This is a genomic window from Streptomyces sp. NBC_00247 (genome assembly GCF_036188265.1).
In the GTDB taxonomy this organism is placed as follows: domain Bacteria; phylum Actinomycetota; class Actinomycetes; order Streptomycetales; family Streptomycetaceae; genus Streptomyces.
In genome coordinates this window covers 5,189,571-5,209,941 of sequence record NZ_CP108093.1, presented here as the reverse complement: position 1 = coordinate 5,209,941, position 20,371 = coordinate 5,189,571, and the positions used below count along the sequence as shown (strand labels likewise).

Below are 20,371 nucleotides of genomic sequence, written 5' to 3'. Positions count from 1 at the left end.
GGTACGGCGATGGCACACTGATTCGATGGCGCCGCTGACTGTCATCCCGGAACCGATAACGGCCGACCCGCCGCACGCCGCGGCCCATCCGGTCCTCACCCAGTCCTGGCTGGATCTGGCCTTCCTGCACTGGGCCGTCGACCCGGCGCTCGTCGCCCCGCTGCTCCCGGCGGGCACCCGGCCCGACACCCTGGACGGGGTCACGTACGTCGGGCTCGTCGCCTTCCGGATGCACCGCGTGGGGTGGTTCGGTCTGCCCGGGGTCCCGTACCTCGGTTCCTTCCCGGAGACCAACGTCCGCCTGTACTCGGTGGACGGCCACGGGCGGCGGGGCGTGGTCTTCCGTTCGCTCGACGCCTCCCGTCTGCTTCCCGTCGCTGTCGGACGGAGCGCGTTCGGCCTGCCGTACGTCTGGTCGAAGATGGCGGTCCGGCGGGAGGGCGACACGGTGACCTACACCAGCCGGCGTCGGTGGGGCGGGCCCGCCGACGCGCACAGCCGGATCGCCGTACGCATCGGCGAACAGGTCCGAGAGCCCTCGGAGCTCGAACACTTCCTGACAGCGCGCTGGGGCATGCACAGCACGTTCTTCGGCCGCTCCCGCTACCTGCCGAACGCCCACCCCCGCTGGCCCCTGCACCGCGCCGAGCTCCTCGACCACACCGAGAACCTCATCGCCGCGGCAGGACTGCCCGCACCGGCCGGCGGTCCGGTCAGCGTGCTGTACTCGCCGGGGGTGCCGGTGCGGTTCGGGCTCCCGCCCCGCCGCCCGGCGGGCATCCCGACACCCTGAGCCGGGCGGCCCCACCGCCTGCGTGGCCGCGCCGCGCGGTCATACCCTCTTCTCCGTGACCGAGATGCCGCAGGACCACCGGCCCGCCCCGTCCGTGCGCGTGCTGCTCGCCGAGGACCAGGGCATGATGCGGGGCGCGCTCGCCCTGCTGCTGGGGATGGAGCCGGACTTCGAGGTGGTCGCCCAGGTGGGCTCCGGGGACGAGATCGTGCCCGCGGCCCTCACCTGCCGTCCCGACGTGGCACTGCTCGACATCGAGCTTCCGGTGCGCAGCGGTCTGGACGCCGCCGCCGACCTCCGGGACCAGGTGCCGGAGTGCCGGGTGCTGATCCTGACGACGTTCGGCCGGCCCGGGTACCTGCGGCGGGCGATGGAGGCGGGCGCCTCGGGCTTCCTGGTCAAGGACGGCCCGGTGGAGGAGCTGGCCGGGGCGATCCGCAGGGTGCTGGGCGGGGAGACCGTGGTCGATCCGGCCCTCGCGGCCACCGCTCTCGGGGCGGGTCCGTGCCCGCTCACCGCCCGGGAGCGGGACGCCCTGAACGCGGCCTCCGGCGGCGCGACGGTCTCGGACATCGCGCGGCAACTGCACCTCTCGGAGTCGACCGTGCGCAACTACCTCTCCTCCGCGATCGGCAAGACCGGCACCCGCAACCGCACGGAAGCGGCCCGGGCGGCCCGGCAGCAGGGCTGGCTCTGAGTCATTCTCGCGCTGCCCGGCTCCCGGCCCCCCGTCCCGCCTTCGCGCCGGGCAGCCAGAGGAGCACCAGCAGGGCCGCCGCCAGCAGCACCCCGGTGGCGGTGCGGAAGGCGAGGGCGTATCCGGCGGTGAGATCGGCCGGGGTGGCCGAGTCGCCGGTGCGCGCGGCGGCGACGGTGGAGAGCACGGCGAGGCCGAGCGCCCCGCCCATCGTGCGGGAGGTGTTGACCAGGCCGGAGACGAGTCCGGCGTCCCCGGGGGCGGCACCGGAGGTGGCGAGGGAGGCGAGCGGGGTGGAGACGAAGCCCATGCCGAAGGCCATCAGGACGCCCGGCAGCAGGATGCCGGCCGCGTAGTGGCTGTCGGCGCTCATGGTGGACTGCCACCCGAAGCCCGCGATCGTGAGCAGGATGCCGGTGAGGGCCATCGGCTTCGCACCGGTACGCGCCATGAAGCGCGGGGCGAGTTTCGAGCCGAGGACGATCGCGGCGGAGGTGGGCAGCAGGGCGAGCCCGGCTTCCAGCGGGGTGTAGCCGAGGACGTTCTGTGCGTACACGGTCATGAAGTACCACATCGAGAAGGTGGCCGAGCCGAGCAGCAGCATCGAGGCGTTGGCCGAGGCCACGGCCCGTACGCCCAGCACCCGCAGGGGCATCAGCGGGGTGGCGGTATGCCGTTCCACCAGCACGAACGCCCCGAGCAGGGCCGCCCCGCCCAGCAGGGGGACGAGCGTCCCGGGGGCCGTCCAGCCGGCCGCCTCGGTCTGCACGATCCCGTACGCGAGGACGGCGAGGCCCGCCGTGACGAGGACGGCGCCCGGCAGGTCGATCCGGCGGCGTTCGCCGCCCCGGCCCTCGGCGAGCAGGAACGCGGCACCGGCCAGGACCAGGGCGCCGACGGGCACGTTGATCAGCAGGACCCAGCGCCAGGAGAGCAGGTCCGTCAGCACCCCACCGATCAGCCCGCCCGCCGCTCCGCCGCCCGCGCCGACCGCCATCCAGGTGCCTATCGCGCGGACGCGCGCCGGGCCCTCCGGGAGGGCGGCGGTGAGGAGGGTGAGGGTCGCCGGGGAGAGTACGGCGGCGCCGAGCCCTTGTCCGGCACGGGCGGCCAGCAGCTGCCAGCCCTCCTGGGCGAGTCCGCCGGCGAGCGAGGCGGCGGTGAAGAGCCCGAGGCCGACGAGGAACATCCGCTTACGGCCGAAGAGGTCGGCGGCCCGCCCGCCGAGCAGCATGAACCCGGCGAACGCGATCGAGTAGGCGTTGAGGACCCAGCTGAGCCCGGAGGCGCTCAGCCCCAGGTCGGTCCGCATCGACGGCAGTGCCACATTGACGACCGACACGTCGAGCACGACCAGGAACTGGCCGGTGCAGGCCGCGACGACCGCCGCCCAGGTACGGGGCCTCAGGCGGCGGGGAGCGGTGCGGGTGTCCGGGGACACGTCGTCCAGGGATACGTCTGTCATGACCGCCATCGTCCCCGGCTCCGCACCGCGCGTACACGGCGTGGAGTCGCGAACGGCCTCGGTCCTTGGGTCTACGACGCCCCCGGGGCCGCCGGTGGCAGCGGGCGGTACGGGGGCGGCCCCCGGTATCTCCCGGAGCGGCTTCCCCCCGTCGCCGTACAGCTCCAGGCAGAAGGCGCCGTCGAAGCGGGTGCGCAGCAGCGCCGCGAGGTCGTCGAACCGGTCGGCCTCGATCTCACCGTTGATCAGGGTCTCGCGCTTCCTCGGCGGGTCCAGCTCGATCTCGCAGCAGTCGGTGGTGACCTCGAACCCGTACCAGCCGGAGCTGCGTGATTCCCCGCTCGGGCGATCTCGGCCTGCCGGGACGTCCGGGCGGCCCCCTTCCGGGACCTGACCGTTTCCAGCCATCACCAACCGGCCAGTACCGCAGATGAGTTCGAGTTCCCTTCCCCCGGGAATACCCCCGCCCCGAGAAGCGTTCGGTATGCATGCACTTGGGGGGTCCCTCCGGTGATGACTGCTGCCCGGAGGGCGAACGTATGCGACGGACGACGAACGAACGGAACACCGGGGGAAGTCCCGGTCCGCTTCAGGAGATCAAGGAACCCAGGGGAGCGCTCGTCCCCGTACTGGCCTTCGCGGGCATCACCGTCGCGGTGATGCAGACCCTGCTCGTACCCGTCATCAAGGACCTGCCCACTCTTCTCCACACCGCCCAGTCGAACGCGACCTGGGTGATGACGGCGACACTGCTCGCCGGTGCCGTGTCCACCCCGATCATGGGGCGGCTCGGCGACCTGTACGGCAAGCGGCGGATGCTGATCGCCAGCCTCGCCGTGATGGTGATCGGCTCACTCGTCTGCGCCTTCACCGACGACCTCCTCATCATGATCGTCGGCCGGGCGCTCCAGGGATTCGCCATGGGTGCGATCCCGCTCGGCATCGGCATCATGCGTGACGAGCTGCCGCCGGAGAAGCTCGGCTCGTCGATGGCGCTGATGAGCTCCTCGATCGGTGTGGGCGGCGGGCTCGGTATGCCCGCGGCGGCGCTGGTCGCCCAGCACGCCGACTGGCACGCGCTCTTCCTCGGTTCGGCGGGGGTCGGTCTGGTGGCCCTGGTCCTCACGGTCTTCCTGGTGCCCGAGCCGCCGCTGCGCGCGCCCGGCACCTTCGACTACGTGGGCGCCTTCGGTCTCTCGCTCGGCCTGGTCTCCCTGCTGCTGCCCGTCACCAAGGGCAGCGAGTGGGGCTGGACCGCGCCGCTCACCCTCGGCCTGATAGCCGGCGGCCTGCTGGTCCTGGTTGCCTGGGGCGTGTACGAGCTGCGGAGCGAGGCACCGCTGGTGGACCTGCGGACCACCGTCCGGCGCGAGGTGCTGCTGACCAACCTGGTCTCGATCATGGTAGGCGTCTCCTTCTACGCCGTGTCGCTGGTGGTCCCGCAGCTGCTCCAGCTGCCGGCCTCCACCGGATACGGCCTCGGCCAGTCCATGGTGGTCGCCGGTCTCTGCATGGCGCCGCTGGGGCTGACCATGATGCTGACCGCGCCGGTGTACGCGCGGATCGCCGCCCGGCGCGGCCCGAAGGCCTCCCTGATGATCGGCATGCTGGTCATCGGGGTCGGCTACGGCGCCGGGACCCTGCTGATGGACGCGGCCTGGCAGACCCTGGTGATCTCCACGGTGCTGGGCGCGGGCATCGGCCTCGCCTACTCCTCGCTGCCGGCGCTGATCGTCGGCGCGGTGGACGCCTCCGAGACCGGGGCCGCGACCGGCCTCAACACGCTGATGCGGTCGATCGGCACCTCGGTGTCCAGCGCCGTCATCGGCATGGTGCTGGCGAACACCTCCCTCCCCATGGGCGGGGTGGCGGTTCCCTCGATGCACGGGTTCCGGCTGTCCTTCCTGATCGCGACCGGGGCGGTGCTGGTCGGTCTCGTGCTGGCCGCGTTCCTGCCCTCGCAGCGCCCGTCCTCGCGTCTGGTGCTGGTCGCCGACAGCGAGAGCGAGGCGCTGCTCGCGGAGGCCGAGGCGCTGGTGGCCATCGACGCGGTGCTGCACGGCGGGGCGTCCGCGCCGTCCGCGGGTGGTTCCCCGGCCGTCGCGGGCTCCGGCGGTTTCCACGGTCTGGTGCGGGACGCGGCGGGCGCGCCGGTGGCGCGGGCCACCGTGACCCTGGTCGACCGGCAGGGCCTGCAGGCCGGCCGGGCCGTCGCCGACGACGCGGGACGGTACGCGCTGGCCGCCACCCCCGAGCCGGGCCATGTGCTGGTCGTGACCGCCGCCGGTTACGCGCCGCGCGCCCGGCCCGCCGTGTGCGCGTCGAACGGGCGGCCGGTGGTGGCCGACCTGGTACTGACCGCCACCGCACCGCAGAGCGGCGGTGCCGTGGCGTCCCGGGCGGCCGACGCGGTCCAGGCGTCGCCGGAGGCACTCGCGGACGAGCACCGCGCCTGACCCCGGCCCGCCGCACCCGGTGAGACCCCGCACGCCCCCGCCGGTCCGTCCGGCGGGGGCGTGCGGCACGATGGGGCCGCCGTCGACACACCCGCACCGCCTGGAGGAACCCGTGGCCGCCGAGTCCGCCGCCCCCGTCGCCGATCCCGACGCACGCCCCGACGAAGCGGTGCTGGCCGCCTTCGGGAAGGCCAAGGGGTTCATGCCGGTCCACGAGGGGCTGGCGCTCTACGCGGCGGCCGTCGACGCCGCGCGGCTCGGGCTGCCGCTCCTGGAGGTCGGCAGTTACTGCGGGCGCTCCACCGTCCTGCTCGCCGACGCGGCCCGTACCGCCGGGCTGACCGCGCTCACGGTCGACCACCACCGGGGCAGCGAGGAGCAGCAGCCGGGGTGGGAGTACCACGACGCGTCCCTCGTCGACCCCGAGGTGGGCCGGATGGACACGCTGCCCACCTTCCGCCGGACCCTGCACGCGGCCGGTCTCGAGGACCACGTGGTGGCACTCGTGGGGCGTTCCCCGCAGGTCGCGGCGGTCTGGGGCGGTCGGCTCGGGTTCGTCTTCATCGACGGCGGGCACACCGACGAGCACGCGAGCGGCGACTACGAGGGCTGGGCGCCGCACCTCGCCGAGGGCGGTCTGCTGGTGATCCACGACGTGTTCCCCGATCCGGCGGACGGCGGACAGGCCCCGTACCGGGTGCATCAACGGGCTCTCTCCTCCGGCGCGTTCACCGAGATCTCCGTGACCGGTTCGCTGCGCGTGCTGCGGCGCACGGGGCAGGGGATCTGAGGAGCCTCGGTAGCATCGCCCGCGTGCAGTACACCAGCGTTCCCCCCACCCCGCCCGCCGCACGCCCCGCGGCCCGCCGGCCGGTCCGCGCCGCCGGGCTGACCGCGCTCGCCGTCCTCTGCCTGCCGGCCCTCGCCGGGTGCGGCGGCACGGAGGTGAAGGCGCAGCCGCGCGCCGGGGCACCGGCGACCGCCGCACCTTCCGCCGCCCCGGAGCCGGCCGCGTCGGCGCCGGCGGCCGACGGGAGCGCGAAGCCCTCGCGCAAGGGTCCGCTCACGGGCCGCACGGTGGTGATCGACCCCGGTCACAACCCGCACAACCACGAGCACACCCGTGAGATCGCCCGGCAGGTCGACATCGGTACGGGCCACAAGGAGTGCGACACGACCGGGACGTCCACCGACGCCGGTTACGCGGAAGCCCGGTTCACGCTGGACGTGGCCCACCGGATGCGCGACCTGCTGGAGGCCGAGGGCGCGAAGGTGGTCCTGACGTACGACGACGACCGCCCGTACGGTCCGTGCGTGGACGAGCGGGCCCGGATCGGCAACGCGGCGAAGGCCGATGCCGTGGTCTCCGTCCACGCGGACGGTTCGGCCGTGGGCAACCGGGGGTTCCACGTGATCCTGCCCGCACTGGTGCGGGACGGGGCGGCGGACACCTCGCGGATCGTGGCCCCCTCGCGGGACCTGGGGACCCGTATCGCGGGCAGGTTCGCGGCGGCCACCGGGAGCGCGCCGTCCAACTACATCGGTGGCGGAACGGGGTTGGACGTGCGCGACGATCTCGGTGGGCTGAACATGTCCACGGTCGCGAAGGTGTTCATCGAGTGCGGCAACATGCGCGATCCGAAGGACGCCGCTCTGCTGACGAGCGCGAGCTGGCGCCGGCGGGCCGCCGAGGGGATCAGCGACGGCATCGCCCTGTATCTGAAGGGGTAGTTCCGCCCCGCCGCGGGGTAGCTCTGCGGTGATATCGGGGGGATGGCGGCCCGTCCTGCAAGCCGGGGGCCAACCCGCCCGGGCAGACGATAGATTCATCCGTACGATGGGGAGCCGCCCCGGGCTTCTCGGCGCGTCTGCGGGAGAGCCCCTGGCGCAGCGACGACCGTCCCCGACGAGACGACCGACTAAGGACCTTCACGTGAATATCCGATCCCTCACTAGAGGCGACGGCGTGGTGATCGGAGCAGCGGTCGTGCTGTTCATCGCCTCCTTCCTCGACCTCTCCGGTTACGACTGCCCCCGTGGCGTCGACTGCTCGGGCTTTGACAGCGCGAGCGCCTGGGATTCCCTCTCGCTCCTCATGAGCATCTTCCTGGCCGGTGTCATCGGAGCGGCGCTGCTGATCGTGAGCCGCTCGACGCCGGGCCGCAAGATCGTCGGTCTGGACCTCGGGCAGTTCGGCGTGGCCCTGACCGTCTTCGCCCTGTGGACCGCGTTCTGGACGACCATCGACGCCGGTGACGCGGGTGCCGGGCTGATCCTCGGCCTGCTGGCCACCCTGGTGCTCGCCGGTGCGGCGGTCGCCGGACCGCTGGTTCCCGCGCTCAAGGCTCCGCTCGCGTCCGGCCCCCGGCCGGCTCCGGCCACCCCGTCGCCGTACGGCGCGCAGCCGCAGGGCCAGGGGTACGGCTACCCGGGCCAGCAGCCCTACGGCTCGCAGGCCGGGGCGCCGCAGCCCGGACAGCCCCAGCCGTTCGGTGCGCAGTCGGCCCCGCAGGCCGCCCAGGCCCCGCAGTCCGGCGGTGCCGCGCCGGCCGCCGACTTCGCGCCGTTCTGGTTCGCGGTGCCGGTGCCCCGTCCGCTGTACGGCGAGGACGGCTCGTCCGGCCAGATCGCCGAACTGGCCCCCGGTACCTGGTACCTGGCGGTCGAACAGCGCGGCCAGACCCTGATCGCGCAGACGCAGGACGGTCGTCGAGGCGTCCTGCAGGACACCTCGGGCATCCAGCGCGGCTGATCCGCCCGCTCGTCCACCACGAAGGCCCCCGACCGCGGGAGTTCAGCGGCCGGGGGCCTTCGCGTTCCGTCACCTCACGGGAAGTGCGGCTCCGTTCACCCGAAGGACGTGCGTGCGAGCCAGAAGTCCAGCAGTGCCGCCTCGCCGAGCACCTCCAGGCCGTCGGCGCCGGGTGCGATGCGGCGGTTCATGAGCAGCATCAGGTCGGTGAGCGTGCCCCGCACGGTGACGGTGGCCTCGGCGTGGGCGTGCCGCCAGGTGAGGCCGTCCTCATGGAATTCGACGAGCCGTCCGACATCGGGCAGGCCGGTGGCGTGCAGGTGCAGGGAGCGTCCACCGCCGCGCAGTTCGGCGGCCTCGGGGTCGCCGCTCCGCTGGGCGTGCAGGACGGTGGAGAGCCACTCGTCGATGGTGTCGGCGGCGACCTCCGGCTCCTGGGTGTACACGGCCCCGGTGGCGAGGGCGGCGTCCGCCAGGTGCACCACGGTCTCGTGGGTCACGCGACGGGCCCAGAAGGCCGCCCGGGCGTCCCCTCCCCAGCTCCAGGCGGCCGCGTCGGGCCCGGCCTCCCGCAGCGCCGCCGCCGTCGCCGCCGCGCCTTCGGCCAGCCACGCGTCGAGGGCGGCCCGGTGCCCGTCGCCGTCAGGCGTCCCGTCCGGGCCCTCGACGTCCGGGCCCTCGACGTCCGGACCCTCGAAGCCAGGGACCGACTCGTCGGCGAGTTCCTCCGTCGCCCTCGTCCGTACGATTTCGCCGGCCCACCGGTGGGCCCCTCCGACATGCGCCGCGAGATCACGCAGAGTCCATCCGGGGCAGGTGGGAACCTTGGCCGCGAGGTCCGCCCCGTCGAGGACGGACCTCAACCGGTCGTTCTGGCGCATGAGTTCGTCGCAGTAGCGTTCGTGGCTGAGCGCGGTCATCCCGGCATCCTCAAGCGCGTCGCGAAGGCGGCGCCGTCCGCCCGGAGGGTTTCAGGCCGGAAACAGCGGCAATCCGGTGTGCATGTCCTACAGACGAGGCTCAGGAAGCAGTACCGCGGGGCGTGCGATCGCCGTCGTCGCGGACGTCATGGCCTTCATCATCATTCTGTGGATCCTGATGTACCTGTTCGACGCCAACAGGGGCAACGAACTGGTGCAGTTCGTCCAGGATTCCGCTCGATGGCTGGCCGGTTGGTCGTACGACCTGTTCACCTTCGACGAGGCCTGGGCGCGGGTGGTCGCCGGATACGGCCTGGCCGCCGCCGTCTACCTCTTCGTCGGTCACGCGGTGGCGGGCCGTCTGCGTCGTACGTGAGTTCCGGCGGCCCCCCGGCCAGGTCAGGAGCAGCAGTCGGGCTCCAGGCCCCTCGGAAGCCGCTCTCCTCCGAAGACGGCGGTGGTCGCCTCGTCCCCCCCGAGTGCGGCCACCGCGAGCAGCAGTGATCCGGCGGTCCAGGTGGTGAGTTCCTCGGGCCAGAAGGCGCGTTCGCCCTCGAAGACGTATCCGGTCCAGTAGAGCCCGCCGGGTTCGCGCAGGTGCTGGATGGACTGGAGGATCTCCAGGGCCCGGTCGGATTCACCCATCACCCAGAGCGCCAGGGCGAGTTCGCAACTCTCGCCGCCGGTGACCCAGGGGTTGGGCAGCACGCAGCGCACCCCGAGGCCGGGTACGACGAACTCGTCCCAGCGCTCGTCCATGCGTTTCTGGGCCTCGGCGCCGGTGACCGCTCCACCGAGGACCGGGTAGTACCAGTCCATCGAGTAGTGGCTCTTGTCGAGGAACCGCTCCGGGTGCTCGGCGATGGCGTGGGCCAGCGCCCCGGTCGCCAACTCCCAGTCGGGCTGGGGCTCTTCGCGTCGCTCCGCGAGTGCGAGGGCGCAGCGCAGGGCGTGGTGGACCGAGGACGATCCGGTCAGCAGCGCGTCGGTGACGGCGGTGCCGTCCACTTCGCGCTTCCAGCCGATCTGGCCGCCGGGCTGCTGGAGCCCGAGGACGAACTCGATCGCCGCGAAGACCATCGGCCACATCCGGTCGACGAACGCGTCGTCCCCGGTGGCGAGGTAGTGGTGCCAGACGCCGACGGCCACGTAGGCGCAGAAGTTGGACTCCCGGCCGCGGTCGGTCGGCCGTTCCGGGTCGCCGTCGTGGTAGGCGGCGTACCAGGAGCCGTCCTGGTTCTGGTTGCGGGCCAGCCATTCGTAGGCGCGCTCCGCCGCCTCGTGCCGGCCCGCGGCGTCGAGGGCCATCGCGGCCTCGGTGTGGTCCCACGGGTCCAGGTGATGGCCGCGGAACCAGGGCAGTGCGCCGTCCTCGCACTGCACGGCGAGCAGCGCGGCGACGGTCTCGGATGCCTGATCCGACGTCAGGACGCCGGGCAGGACGAGGTGTTCGGTCCGTTCGGGGAGGGTCACGCCTCTGCCTTCGGGAGGTGCGGCTTCGTCGCGTACGCCACGAAGCTCTTTCCGACGACCGGGTTGAGCAGCTGCTCGGCGACCCGGGTCACCGCGGGCTTCTTCATGATGTCCCACACCAGCAGCTTGTGGTAGGCGCGGACCGGCAGGGCCTTGTCGTTGTCCACGCCGAAGGCGCATTTGAGCCACCAGTACGGCGAGTGCAGCGCGTGGGCGTGGTGGGTGCCGTACGGCTTCAGTCCGGCCTCACGGATCTTGCGGAGCAGTTCGTCGGCCTTGTAGATGCGGATGTGGCCGCCCTCGACCTCGTGGTACGCGTCGGAGAGGGACCAGCAGACCTTCTCGGGGCCGTAGCGGGGCACGGTGATCGCGATGCGTCCGCCCGGCTTGAGGACGCGGACCATCTCGGCGAGGACGCCCTTGTCGTCGGGGATGTGCTCCATCACCTCGGAGATGATGACGACGTCGAACGAGGCGTCGGGGAAGGGCAGGTTGAGGGCGTCGCCCTCCATGGCGGTGGCGGTCGCGCCGGCCGGGGCCTCGCCCTCGGCCTTCATCGCGGCGAACCACTTGGCGACCTCGCGGATCTCCTCGCCGTTCTGGTCCAGGGCCACGACCTGGGCACCGCGCCGGTAGCACTCGAAGGCGTGCCGGCCGGCGCCGCAGCCGAGATCGAGCACACGGTCGCCTGCGGCGAGCGGGAAGCGGGTGAAGTCGACGGTCAGCACGGGGGCCTGCCTTCGAGGTCGGTGGTACGGGCACGAGCGGAGGCTGTGGCGGAGTCGGCGGAGCCGTCGCGGGGGGTCATCCGCGGACGCCCCGGGCGGCGATGGCCCGGCGGTAGAGGTCGGCGGTGCCGGCCGCCGCCCTGGCCCAGGTGAAGTTGGCCAGTACCCGGTCACGGCCGGCCGCGCCGAGCCGGGCGCGCAGCTCCGGGTCGTCCAGCATCCGGGTGAGGGCGGTGGCGAGCGCGTCGGGGTCACCGGGCGGCACGGCGAGGCAGGTCTCCCCGTCGCGGCCGGTGACCTCGGGGATCGCGCCGCCGGTGGTGGCCACGAGCGGGGTGGAGGTGGCCATCGCCTCGGCGGCGGGCAACGAGAACCCCTCGTACAGCGAGGGGACGCAGGCGACCTGTGCGCCGCGCACCAGGTCGACGAGTTCGGCGTCGCTGATGCCCTTGACGAACTCGACGGCGTCCGCGAGGCCGAGGCGTTCGATGGCCCGGGCCACGGGGCCGTCCTCGGCGCGCTTGCCGACGACGACGAGGTGGGCGCCGGGGTGGCCGGCCCGGACCTTGCCGAGCGCCTCCACGAGGTGGACGAGCCCCTTGAGGGGGACGTCGGCGCTGGAGGTGGTGACGATCCGGCCGGGCACCTCACGGACCGACGGGTCGGGCGACCAGAGGTCGGTGTCGGCGCCGATGTGGACGACGTCGACGCGGTCGGGGCGCACCCCGAGGTCGTCGACGATCTCCTGGCGCGACGAGCCCGAGACGGTGAGGACGTGCGGCATCCGGCGGGCGACGCGCTTCTGCATGCGGGTGAAGCCGTACCAGCGGCGTACGGAGAGGGCGCGTCGGCGGGTCGGCGCGGCGGCCAGGTCGAGCCGGCGGTCGACGGTGATGGGGTGGTGGATGGTGGTGACGAGCGGGGCGCCGAGGTCGCCGAGCAGGCCGTAGCCGAGCGTCTGGTTGTCGTGGACCACGTCGAACTCGCCGCGCCGGGAGCGCAGATGGCGTCCGGCTCGCAGCGAGAAGGTGAGCGGTTCGGGGAACCCGCCGGTCCACATGGTGGCGACCTCCGCGAGGTCGATCCAGTCGCGGTACTCGCCCCACCCGGGCGTCCGGAACGGGTCGGGCTGCCGGTAGAGGTCGAGGCTGGGCAGTTCGGTGAGCGGGACGCCCGCGTCGAGCACCGGGTAGGGCTGGGCGCCGATCACCTCAACGCTGTGGCCCAGGCGTGCCAGCTCGCGGCCGAGGTGACGCACGTAGACGCCCTGGCCGCCGCAGAACGGGTTGCCCTTGTACGTGAGGAGGGCGATCCGCAGCGGGCGGTCGTCCGGCCCGGTGGGTGCGCCGTGTCCCGCGCCGGGGTCCGTCCTCATGGCCTCAGCGGTCACTCCCGGCCCCCTTCGTCACTGCGTTTCGCCGGAGCGTAACCGCTGCCGATAATCTGGAACAAGTTTCAGACCGGCCCGTCCAATGAGGATCGAATCTACCGGCAGGTAGCGTCGGCGCGACGACCGGATCAGGTGATTCGCGCCACGGCACGGAGGGGAAGAGGGTGCCCATGACCGCTGACGCCCGGCCGCCGGCACTCCCCCTCACCGCGGGCCAGCGGGCCCGCCGCGCCCGCATCCTGGACGCCACCGCGGAACTCGCCGGGCGGGGCGGCTTCGAAGCCGTGCAGATGCGGGAGGTCGCGGAGGCCGCCGGGGTCGCTCTCGGCACCCTCTACCGCTACTTCCCGTCCAAGGTGCACCTGCTGGTCGCCACCCTCCACGACCGGCTGCGGCTGCTCCGCACCACGCTGGCCGACCACCCGCCGGCCGGGGCCACCCCCGGCGAGCGGGCCGCCGCGACCCTGCTGCGCACCTTCGGGGCGCTGCGCCGCGAACCGGAGCTGGCGGACGCCATGCTGCGGGCCTGGACGTGCGCCGACCGGAGCGTGCGCGCGGAGGCGGACGCGGTCTCCCGGCTGGTCCGGGAGGTCGTCCTGGACGCGGCGGGGCTGACGGGCCCGGACACCGGACAGCTGTCGGCGGTGCGGGTGATCGAGCACACCTGGCACTGCGCCCTCGCCTCCTGGCTCTCCGGCCGCGCCCCGGCGGGGCAGGTGCGCACCGACATCGAGACGGTCTGCCGGCTGCTCGACCCGTGACCTGCGGGCCCTGCGGCCGACCGCCCCCGGGGCGGCTCCCGGCTCCCCCGGTAGAGTGAACCCGTCGTTCATCACGCCCGTACGGGGGAAACCGGACCGGACCGGTACCGCACCCCCGCCCGGCCCCGGTCCGCACCCGGGCCGTAGCCGTCCGTGAACCGCCCGCGCTACGGGCGGAATCCGGTGCGCGGGCAGGAACGGCCGATGCCGCCGGGACGTCCGGTGGCCCGCATCCGTCGCCACAGACGGAGCCGAGCCCGGCACGGACACGTGCCCGCGCCCGGCCCCCGCAGGAGAGGCCCTCGCCAGTCATGACCGTACGCCGCGGCGCAGCCGCGCTCGCGTCCACCGCCGTGCTCCTGGCGTTCGCCGCCCCGGCGGCGCTGGCGGACTCCCCGTCGCCCTCCGCCTCCCCCACCGTGCCCTCCGACCCGCACGCCGGGCTGTACGGCACCTCGGACCCGACGTACGACGGTGTCTGGCGCCAGTCGCTGGCCTTCCTGGCCCAGAAGATCGAGTACGTCACCCCGTCCGTGGAGGCGGTGGACTGGCTGAAGCTCCAGCAGTGCGACAGCGGTGCCTTCGCCTCCTACCGGGACTTCCGCGAGCCGTGCGACGCCAAGACGATGACGGACACCAACGCCACCGCCGCCGCCGTGCAGGCGCTCGCCGAGCTGACCGGCGAGAAGGCGGCCGTGGAGAACGGCATCGACTGGCTGGCGTCCGTGCAGAACGACGACGGCGGCTGGGGCTACTCCGCCGGCAGCCCGAGCGACGCGAACTCGACCGCGATAGTCGCCGGCGCCTTCGCCCGTGCGGGCAAGAAGCTGGCCGACGTGACCTCGTCCGCCGGGCACACCCCGTACGACCTGCTGCGCTCCCTCGCGCTGCCGTGCGGCGACGAGGACGGCGGCGCGTTCGCCTACCAGCCGGTCAAGAAGGGCAAGCCGGCCGCCAACGCGGACGCCACGGCGGCGGCGGTCCTCGGCACCATGGGCAAGGGCCTGGCCGCCGGCAGCTCCAACGCCGGCAAGGCCCCCGTCTGCACCACCGGCACCGGCCTCACCACCGAGCAGGTCGCCCAGAACGGCGCGCACTGGCTGACCACCGCGCTCGCCGCCTCCGGCCACCTCGACCAGGCGCCCATGCCGGGTGCGGAGACCACCGACCCGCAGCCCGACTTCGGCAACACCGCCGACGCCGTCGTGGCGCTCGCCGCGTCCGGCCACCGCGACAAGGCCGCCTCCGCCGTCACCTGGCTGGAGAAGAACTCCGCCGCCTGGGCGAAGCAGTCCGGCCCGGCCGCGTACGCGCAGCTGATCCTCGCGGCGCACGCGACCGGCACCGACGCCCGCGACTTCGGCGGTGCCGACCTCGTCGCCCAGCTCAACGCGACCGGCCCGGCGCCCGCCGCGACCGCGGTCCCCTCGCCCACTCCGACCCCCGCCTCCGCGTCCGCCGCCGCCACCGACGACGACTCCGGGGTCAGCGTGTGGTGGCTGGTGGGCGTCGGCCTGGCCTTCGGCGCAGGTATCGGCTTCCTGCTCAGCAACCGGCGCAAGGACAAGGGCGGCCGGTGACCGCCCCCGGGCTCCTGAGCCGGCCGCCGCGACGAAGCCGCGTCCGCCGTGCGGTGGCGCTCGCCCTGCTGACGGCGCTCGCGGCGGCGGTGTCGTTCTGCGTCGCGGGCACCGCCGAGGCCGCCGGGTACCGCTACTGGTCCTTCTGGGAGGGCGACGGCTCGCGGTGGACGTACGCCACCCAGGGGCCGTCCCTCGTCCGCCCGGACGACGGGGCGGTCCAGGGCTTCCGGTTCGCGGTGAGCGAGGACTCCGGCGACGCGGCCCGGCCGCGCCGCGCCCCCGACTTCGCCGCCGTCTGCGGGGACACTCCCGCGAAGGACGGCAGCAAGCGCGTGGCCCTGGTCATCGACCCCGGTACGGCGGCCGACGCCCCCGCCGGGGAGCAGCCGCCCGCGCCGCGCACCGCCTGCGCCCGGGTCGCCCCGGACGCGAGCACCGCCGAGGCGCTGGCCTCGGTCGCGAAGCCGCTGCGGTACGACAGCGCGGCGCTGCTCTGCGCCATCTCCGGCTACCCGCAGAGCGGCTGCGGCGAGCAGATCGCGGGCGACGCCTCACCGGCGCCCACCGGGACCGCGGCCTCCGCGAGCTCTCCGGCCACTTCGGCCGCTCCGTCCGGCGGGTCGGCGGACGGTGACGGTGGTGGTCCGTCCGTCGGTGTGCTCGCCGGGATCGGTGCCGTCGTGGTCCTCGGCGCCGCCGCCGTCTTCCAGGCCCGCCGCCGGCGATGAGCCGCCTTCCCGCCGCCACGGGACGCCTGCGCGGCCTGCGCGCCCCCGGGGGGCACCGGAGCAACGCGCTGCCCGCCGGGGCGTGGTGGCTGTGGGCGCTGGGTCTGGCGACCGCCGCGTCCCGCACCACCAACCCGCTGCTGCTCGGGCTGCTGGTCGGGGTGGCGGGTTACGTGGTGGCCGCACGGCGTACGGACGCACCGTGGGCCCGGTCGTACGGGGCGTTCGTCAAACTGGGTCTGTTCGTCGTCGGGGTGCGGCTGCTGTTCTCGGCGTTCCTGGGGTCGTCGATCCCGGGTACGCACACCCTCTTCACCCTCCCCGAGGTGCCGCTGCCCGGCTGGGCCGAGGGCGTCCGGATCGGCGGCCGGGTGACCGGGGAGCAGATGCTCTTCTCGCTGTACGACGGGGCACGGATGGCCGCCCTGCTGATCTGTGTCGGCGCTGCCAACTCCCTCGCCAGTCCCGCCCGGTTGCTGAAGTCGCTGCCGGGCGCGCTGTACGAGGCGGGGGTCGCGGTCGTCGTCGCCATGACGTTCGCGCCGAACATGGTCGCGGACGTGGCGCGGCTGCGCACCGCCCGGCGGCTGCGGGGCCGTCCCACCGGCGGTGTCCGGGCGGTCGCCCAGATCGGTCTGCCGGTGCTGGAGGGCGCGCTGGAACGGTCGGTGGCGGTGGCCGCCTCGATGGACGCGCGCGGCTACGGGCGGACCGCCCGGGTACCCGCCCGCGTCCGGCACACCACGAACGTCCTCACCCTCGGCGGTCTGCTGGGGGTGTGTGCCGGTACGTACGGGCTGCTCGCCGCGGAGGGCGCGGTCTACGGGCTGCCGCTGCTGCTTGCGGGCCTGGTCGCGGCGACGGGCGGGCTGCGCCTGGGCGGGCGGCGCTCGGTGCGCACCCGGTACCGGCCCGACCGCTGGGACGTGCGGGCCTGGCTGGTGGCGGGGTCCGGCGTGCTGGTGGCCGCGGTGATGATCCGCGCGGGTTCGGTGGACCCGGCGGCGCTGCGGCCCGGCGTCGTCCCGCCGGTCCCGCCGGTGCTGCCGCTGTGGCCCGCCGCGGGCATCCTGATCGGGCTGCTGCCCGCGTTCGCCGCCCCCGTGCCCCCGCGTCCGGCTGCCGTGCCGCCGCATCCGAAGGAGGACCAGTGATCCGGTTCGAGCAGGTCTCCCTGCGGTACGAGGGCGCGGCCGAGCCCACCCTGTCGGGCGTCGATCTGACCGTGCCCGAGGGGGAGCTGGTGCTGCTGGTCGGCCCTTCCGGGGTCGGCAAGTCGACACTGCTCGGCGCGGTCCCGGGCCTGGTTCCGCACTTCACCGGGGGGACGCTGAGCGGCCGGGTGACGGTCGGCGGGCGGGACACGCGCACCCACAAGCCGCGTGAACTCGCCGATCTGGTGGGCACGGTGGGCCAGGACCCGTCGGCGCACTTCGTCACCGACACCGTCGAGGACGAACTCGCCTACGGCATGGAGTCGTTGGGCCTCGCCCCGGCCGTGATGCGCCGCCGGGTGGAGGAGACCCTCGATCTGCTGGGGCTCGCGGAGCTGCGGGAGAGGCCGATCGCCACGCTCTCCGGCGGCCAGCGGCAGCGGGTCGCGATCGGTTCGGTGCTGACCCCGCACCCGAAGGTGCTGGTGCTCGACGAGCCGACGTCCGCGCTGGACCCGGCGGCGGCCGAGGAGGTCCTCGCGGTGCTCCAGCGCCTCGTGCACGACCTGGGCACGACCGTGCTGATGGCCGAGCACCGGCTGGAGCGCGTGGTGCAGTACGCGGACCGGGTCGTGCTGCTGCCCGCGCCCGGTGCCGCGCCGGTCGTCGGCCCCCCGGCGGAGGTCATGGCCGTCTCGCCGGTCCGGCCGCCCGTCGCCGAACTGGGGCTGCTGGCGGGCTGGGACCCGCTGCCGCTCTCCGTACGCGACGCGAGGCGGCGGGCGGGAGGGCTGCGGGAGCGGCTGGCCGACCGGTCGCCCGCAGGTCCGGCGCCGCTGTCCGTACCTCCCACGGACCTGGCGCCCGGCGCGGGAGTCGCGCCCGGCGTGGACGACGCGCACGCCCCCGCTCCAGGGAGCCCCGACCCGGCGCCCGCGCCGCGCACCGGTTTCTTCGGGCTCCGGCGCACACGCCGGGCCCGTACCACCGGCTCCGGCTTTGGCTTCGATCCCGTTCCCGGCCCCGCCGAGCCGCTGGCCCGGGCCGAGGGTCTCGGGGTGCGGCGCGGCCGGGTGGAGGCGTTGCGCGCGGTGACCCTGGACGTCCGGGCCGGCGAGACCGTGGCTCTGATGGGGCGCAACGGCGCCGGGAAGTCCACCCTGCTCGGGGCGCTCGTCGGCATGGTCGCGCCCACCGGCGGGCGGGTCCGGGTGGGCGGCCTGGAGCCGTCCCGTACGGACCCGCGCACCATGGTGCGCCGGGTCGGGCTGGTGCCGCAGGAGCCCCGCGACCTGCTGTACGCGGAGACGGTCGCCGCCGAGTGCGCGGCGGCCGACGCCGACGCGGGGGCTCCGGCGGGCAGCTGCCGGGCACTCGTCTCCCGGCTGCTGCCCGGAGTGCCGGACGACACCCACCCCCGTGACCTCTCCGAGGGCCAGCGGCTGACCCTGGCGCTGGCTCTCGTACTCACCGCCCGACCGCCGCTGATCCTGCTGGACGAGCCGACCCGGGGCCTCGACTACGCGGCAAAGTCCCGCCTGGTCGGGGTGCTCCGGGCGCTGGCGGCCGAGGGGCACGGAATCGTCCTGGCCACCCACGACGTGGAGCTGGCGGCGGAACTCGCCGACCGGGTGGTGATCCTGGCCGGCGGGGAGGTCGTCGCGGACGGCCCGACCCGGCAGGTCGTGGTCTCCTCCCCCGCGTACGCCCCGCAGACGGCGAAGATCCTCGCCCCCCAGGAGTGGCTCACCGTGAGCCAGGTCCGCACGGCCCTGGAGGCGGGCGCATGACCGGCATCACGCTCCCCGAAAGCGAGAAGGCCGAGCGGGTCCGCCCCGTCCGCGCGGTCCGGCTGGGGCCGCGTTCGGTCGTGGCGCTGGTGCTGGTGAGCGCGGTGGGGGTGGCGGCCTTCGGCTGGCCGCTGCTCGCCGGGCCCTCGTTCGGCACCGCCCACGCGGCGGACGCGCCCTGGCTGTTCGGCGCGCTGCTGCCGCTGCTGGTGGCGGTGGCCGTGGCGACGATCGCGGACGCCGGCCTGGACGCGAAGGCGGTCGCGATGCTCGGGGTCCTCGCGGCGGTGGGCGCGGCCCTGCGCCCGCTGGGCGCGGGGACGGCCGGGCTGGAACCGATGTTCTTCCTGATGGTCCTCAGCGGGCGGGTGCTCGGCCCCGGCTTCGGCTTCGTGCTGGGCGCGGTGACGATGTTCGCGTCGGCGCTGCTCACCGGCGGGGTGGGGCCGTGGATGCCGTTCCAGATGCTGTCGATGGCCTGGTTCACCATGGGTGCGGGGCTGCTGCCGGGGCCGGAGCGGCTGCGCGGCCGGGCGGAGACCGCTCTGCTCGCGGCGTACGGCGCGGTGGCCTCCTTGCTGTACGGCACGGTGATGAACCTCTACGGCTGGACGATCGTGCCCGGTCTCGGCTCGGGCATCTCCTTCGTGGCGGGCGACCCGGTGCACGAGAACCTGGTCCGCTTCCTGGCGTACTGCCTGACCACCTCGCTCGGCTGGGACCTGGGCCGGGCGGCCCTGACCGTGGTGCTGACCCTCGCCGTGGGACCGGTACTCCTGCGGGCGCTCCGCCGCGCGACACGGCGCGCTTCCTTCGAGGCCCGGGTCACATTCGAGGGTCCCGGCGGAGTGAGGACACCCACAGGTACTTGGTCCTCCCCCAAGCCGGATAGTAGAGACGCCGAGGTCTGAACCCGCCCCCGCACGACCCCTTTGACCTGGCTCGACTCCCCTATGTCCGGGTTCGGGACCTAGGGCCCGGAGTCCGAGTGCGGGTCGTACGGGGGGCCGGCGGGGGGTCATTGCGTCCGCCGCACGGCGGGGCTAACCATGGTTCTCGTCGCCGAACACCTCGGTGGCCCGGTCGGCCGTCACAGGTCGCCAGGGCCCAGGTGGGGACGCCCGGATCACTCACAGAACCGGCCCGCGACGCCACCTGCCCCCGACGTTAGGTTTCTACGTGTCGATCGCCAGTCGTTTCCTCGCCCAGCCCCGTATCGCAGGCCGCAAGACCGTCCTCGCCGGTGCCGCCGTACTCCTCGGTGGCAGTGGTCTGGCCCTCGGCGCCGGTACGGCGTCCGCAGCCACGCCCACCGCGACGACCGCCGCGACCGGCGCGCAGGCCACGGCGCAGCAGATGATCGGTGACAGCGCCCAGTTCCAGTGCTTCAGCAACATCGTGTCGCACGAGAGCGGCTGGAACCCGAGCGCCACCAACGCTTCCTCCGGCGCGTACGGCCTGGTCCAGGCCCTGCCCGCCTCCAAGATGTCGTCCGCCGGTTCCGACTGGAAGACGAACCCCGCCACGCAGATCAAGTGGGGTCTGGACTACATGAACAGCCGCTACGGCAGCCCGTGCGCCGCCTGGAGCTTCTGGCAGGCCAACAGCTGGTACTGAGCCGGCCCGCCCAGCAGCCCGCGTGACGAAGCCCGGGCCGGGACCTCTTTCACCGAGGTCCCGG

The 20,371-nt window shown here is 74.0% G+C and carries 19 protein-coding genes; 14 read left to right on the top strand and 5 right to left on the bottom strand.

Annotated elements, in window-relative coordinates; translation table 11 throughout:
• The first annotated feature begins 25 nt into the window (after positions 1–25).
• Positions 26–793, top strand: coding sequence for a YqjF family protein (locus OHT52_RS22685; protein ID WP_328722014.1), 768 nt, complete (start codon positions 26–28; stop codon positions 791–793).
• A gap of 64 nt (positions 794–857) precedes the next feature.
• Entirely contained in the window at positions 858–1,490 is a 633-nt protein-coding gene (locus OHT52_RS22680; RefSeq protein WP_328723856.1) for a response regulator transcription factor, read from the top strand.
• Between the two features lies 1 nt (position 1,491).
• Here OHT52_RS22680 and OHT52_RS22675 read toward each other — a convergent pair whose 3' ends face one another.
• Positions 1,492–2,964 carry a DHA2 family efflux MFS transporter permease subunit gene (locus OHT52_RS22675; protein WP_328723855.1) on the bottom strand — a complete coding sequence of 491 codons (1,473 nt, stop codon included), beginning with the start codon at positions 2,962–2,964 and terminating at the stop codon, positions 1,492–1,494.
• A 530-nt stretch (positions 2,965–3,494) separates the two neighbouring features.
• Here OHT52_RS22675 and OHT52_RS22670 point away from each other — a divergent pair.
• The 4 genes from OHT52_RS22670 (at position 3,495) to OHT52_RS22655 (ending at position 8,163) form a co-directional block, all read left to right on the top strand.
• Positions 3,495–5,411 (top strand): MFS transporter, encoded by a 1,917-nt coding sequence (locus tag OHT52_RS22670; protein ID WP_328722013.1) that lies wholly within the window; start codon positions 3,495–3,497, stop codon positions 5,409–5,411.
• Positions 5,412–5,613: 202 nt separating this feature from the next.
• Positions 5,614–6,201, top strand: a complete 588-nt coding sequence (locus OHT52_RS22665) for a class I SAM-dependent methyltransferase (RefSeq protein WP_328723854.1) — start codon at positions 5,614–5,616, stop codon at positions 6,199–6,201.
• Positions 6,202–6,224: 23 nt separating this feature from the next.
• Positions 6,225–7,142: an N-acetylmuramoyl-L-alanine amidase gene (locus tag OHT52_RS22660; protein WP_443046643.1), complete on the top strand. Its 918-nt coding sequence runs from the start codon at positions 6,225–6,227 to the stop codon at positions 7,140–7,142.
• A gap of 202 nt (positions 7,143–7,344) precedes the next feature.
• The gene (locus OHT52_RS22655; RefSeq protein ID WP_328722012.1) at positions 7,345–8,163 is read left to right on the top strand and encodes a DUF5336 domain-containing protein; all 819 of its coding nucleotides are present in this window, start codon (positions 7,345–7,347) and stop codon (positions 8,161–8,163) included.
• A 95-nt stretch (positions 8,164–8,258) separates the two neighbouring features.
• Here OHT52_RS22655 and OHT52_RS22650 read toward each other — a convergent pair whose 3' ends face one another.
• Positions 8,259–9,083, bottom strand: coding sequence for a maleylpyruvate isomerase family mycothiol-dependent enzyme (locus tag OHT52_RS22650; protein ID WP_328722011.1), 825 nt, complete (start codon positions 9,081–9,083; stop codon positions 8,259–8,261).
• A gap of 82 nt (positions 9,084–9,165) precedes the next feature.
• Between OHT52_RS22650 and OHT52_RS22645 the strand changes: the two genes are divergently transcribed.
• Positions 9,166–9,459, top strand: coding sequence for a hypothetical protein (locus tag OHT52_RS22645; protein WP_328722010.1), 294 nt, complete (start codon positions 9,166–9,168; stop codon positions 9,457–9,459).
• A 23-nt stretch (positions 9,460–9,482) separates the two neighbouring features.
• Here the strand turns inward: OHT52_RS22645 and OHT52_RS22640 are convergent, their stop codons facing one another.
• The 3 genes from OHT52_RS22640 to OHT52_RS22630 all read right to left on the bottom strand — a co-directional run bounded on the left by OHT52_RS22640 (position 9,483) and on the right by OHT52_RS22630 (position 12,674).
• Positions 9,483–10,556 (bottom strand): prenyltransferase, encoded by a 1,074-nt coding sequence (locus OHT52_RS22640; protein WP_328722009.1) that lies wholly within the window; start codon positions 10,554–10,556, stop codon positions 9,483–9,485.
• Positions 10,553–11,284: a class I SAM-dependent methyltransferase gene (locus tag OHT52_RS22635; RefSeq protein WP_328722008.1), complete on the bottom strand. Its 732-nt coding sequence runs from the start codon at positions 11,282–11,284 to the stop codon at positions 10,553–10,555. Before OHT52_RS22635 ends, OHT52_RS22640 begins: the two co-directional genes overlap by 4 nt.
• A 76-nt stretch (positions 11,285–11,360) precedes the next feature.
• Complete coding sequence (locus OHT52_RS22630) at positions 11,361–12,674, bottom strand: glycosyltransferase family 4 protein (RefSeq protein WP_328722007.1); 1,314 nt, start codon at positions 12,672–12,674, stop codon at positions 11,361–11,363.
• A 170-nt stretch (positions 12,675–12,844) separates the two neighbouring features.
• Between OHT52_RS22630 and OHT52_RS22625 the strand changes: the two genes are divergently transcribed.
• From OHT52_RS22625 to OHT52_RS22595, 7 genes are all read left to right on the top strand, one after another.
• Entirely contained in the window at positions 12,845–13,435 is a 591-nt protein-coding gene (locus OHT52_RS22625; RefSeq protein WP_328722006.1) for a TetR family transcriptional regulator, read from the top strand.
• 311 nt (positions 13,436–13,746) lie between these two features.
• On the top strand, positions 13,747–15,015 hold the full coding sequence (locus tag OHT52_RS22620; RefSeq protein ID WP_328722005.1) for a prenyltransferase/squalene oxidase repeat-containing protein: 1,269 nt from the start codon (positions 13,747–13,749) through the stop codon (positions 15,013–15,015).
• Positions 15,012–15,746 (top strand): SCO2322 family protein, encoded by a 735-nt coding sequence (locus OHT52_RS22615; protein ID WP_328722004.1) that lies wholly within the window; start codon positions 15,012–15,014, stop codon positions 15,744–15,746. The genes OHT52_RS22620 and OHT52_RS22615 overlap by 4 nt, the downstream gene beginning before the upstream one ends.
• Complete coding sequence (locus OHT52_RS22610) at positions 15,743–16,900, top strand: energy-coupling factor transporter transmembrane protein EcfT (RefSeq protein WP_328722003.1); 1,158 nt, start codon at positions 15,743–15,745, stop codon at positions 16,898–16,900. Before OHT52_RS22615 ends, OHT52_RS22610 begins: the two co-directional genes overlap by 4 nt.
• Positions 16,897–18,690, top strand: a complete 1,794-nt coding sequence (locus tag OHT52_RS22605; RefSeq protein WP_328722002.1) for an ABC transporter ATP-binding protein — start codon at positions 16,897–16,899, stop codon at positions 18,688–18,690. The genes OHT52_RS22610 and OHT52_RS22605 overlap by 4 nt, the downstream gene beginning before the upstream one ends.
• A complete protein-coding gene (locus tag OHT52_RS22600; RefSeq protein ID WP_328722001.1) occupies positions 18,687–19,601 on the top strand; it encodes an ECF transporter S component in 915 nt (304 codons plus the stop codon). Before OHT52_RS22605 ends, OHT52_RS22600 begins: the two co-directional genes overlap by 4 nt.
• 268 nt (positions 19,602–19,869) lie before the next feature.
• A complete protein-coding gene (locus OHT52_RS22595) occupies positions 19,870–20,307 on the top strand; it encodes a transglycosylase SLT domain-containing protein (protein ID WP_328722000.1) in 438 nt (145 codons plus the stop codon).
• Positions 20,308–20,371: the final 64 nt, after the last annotated feature.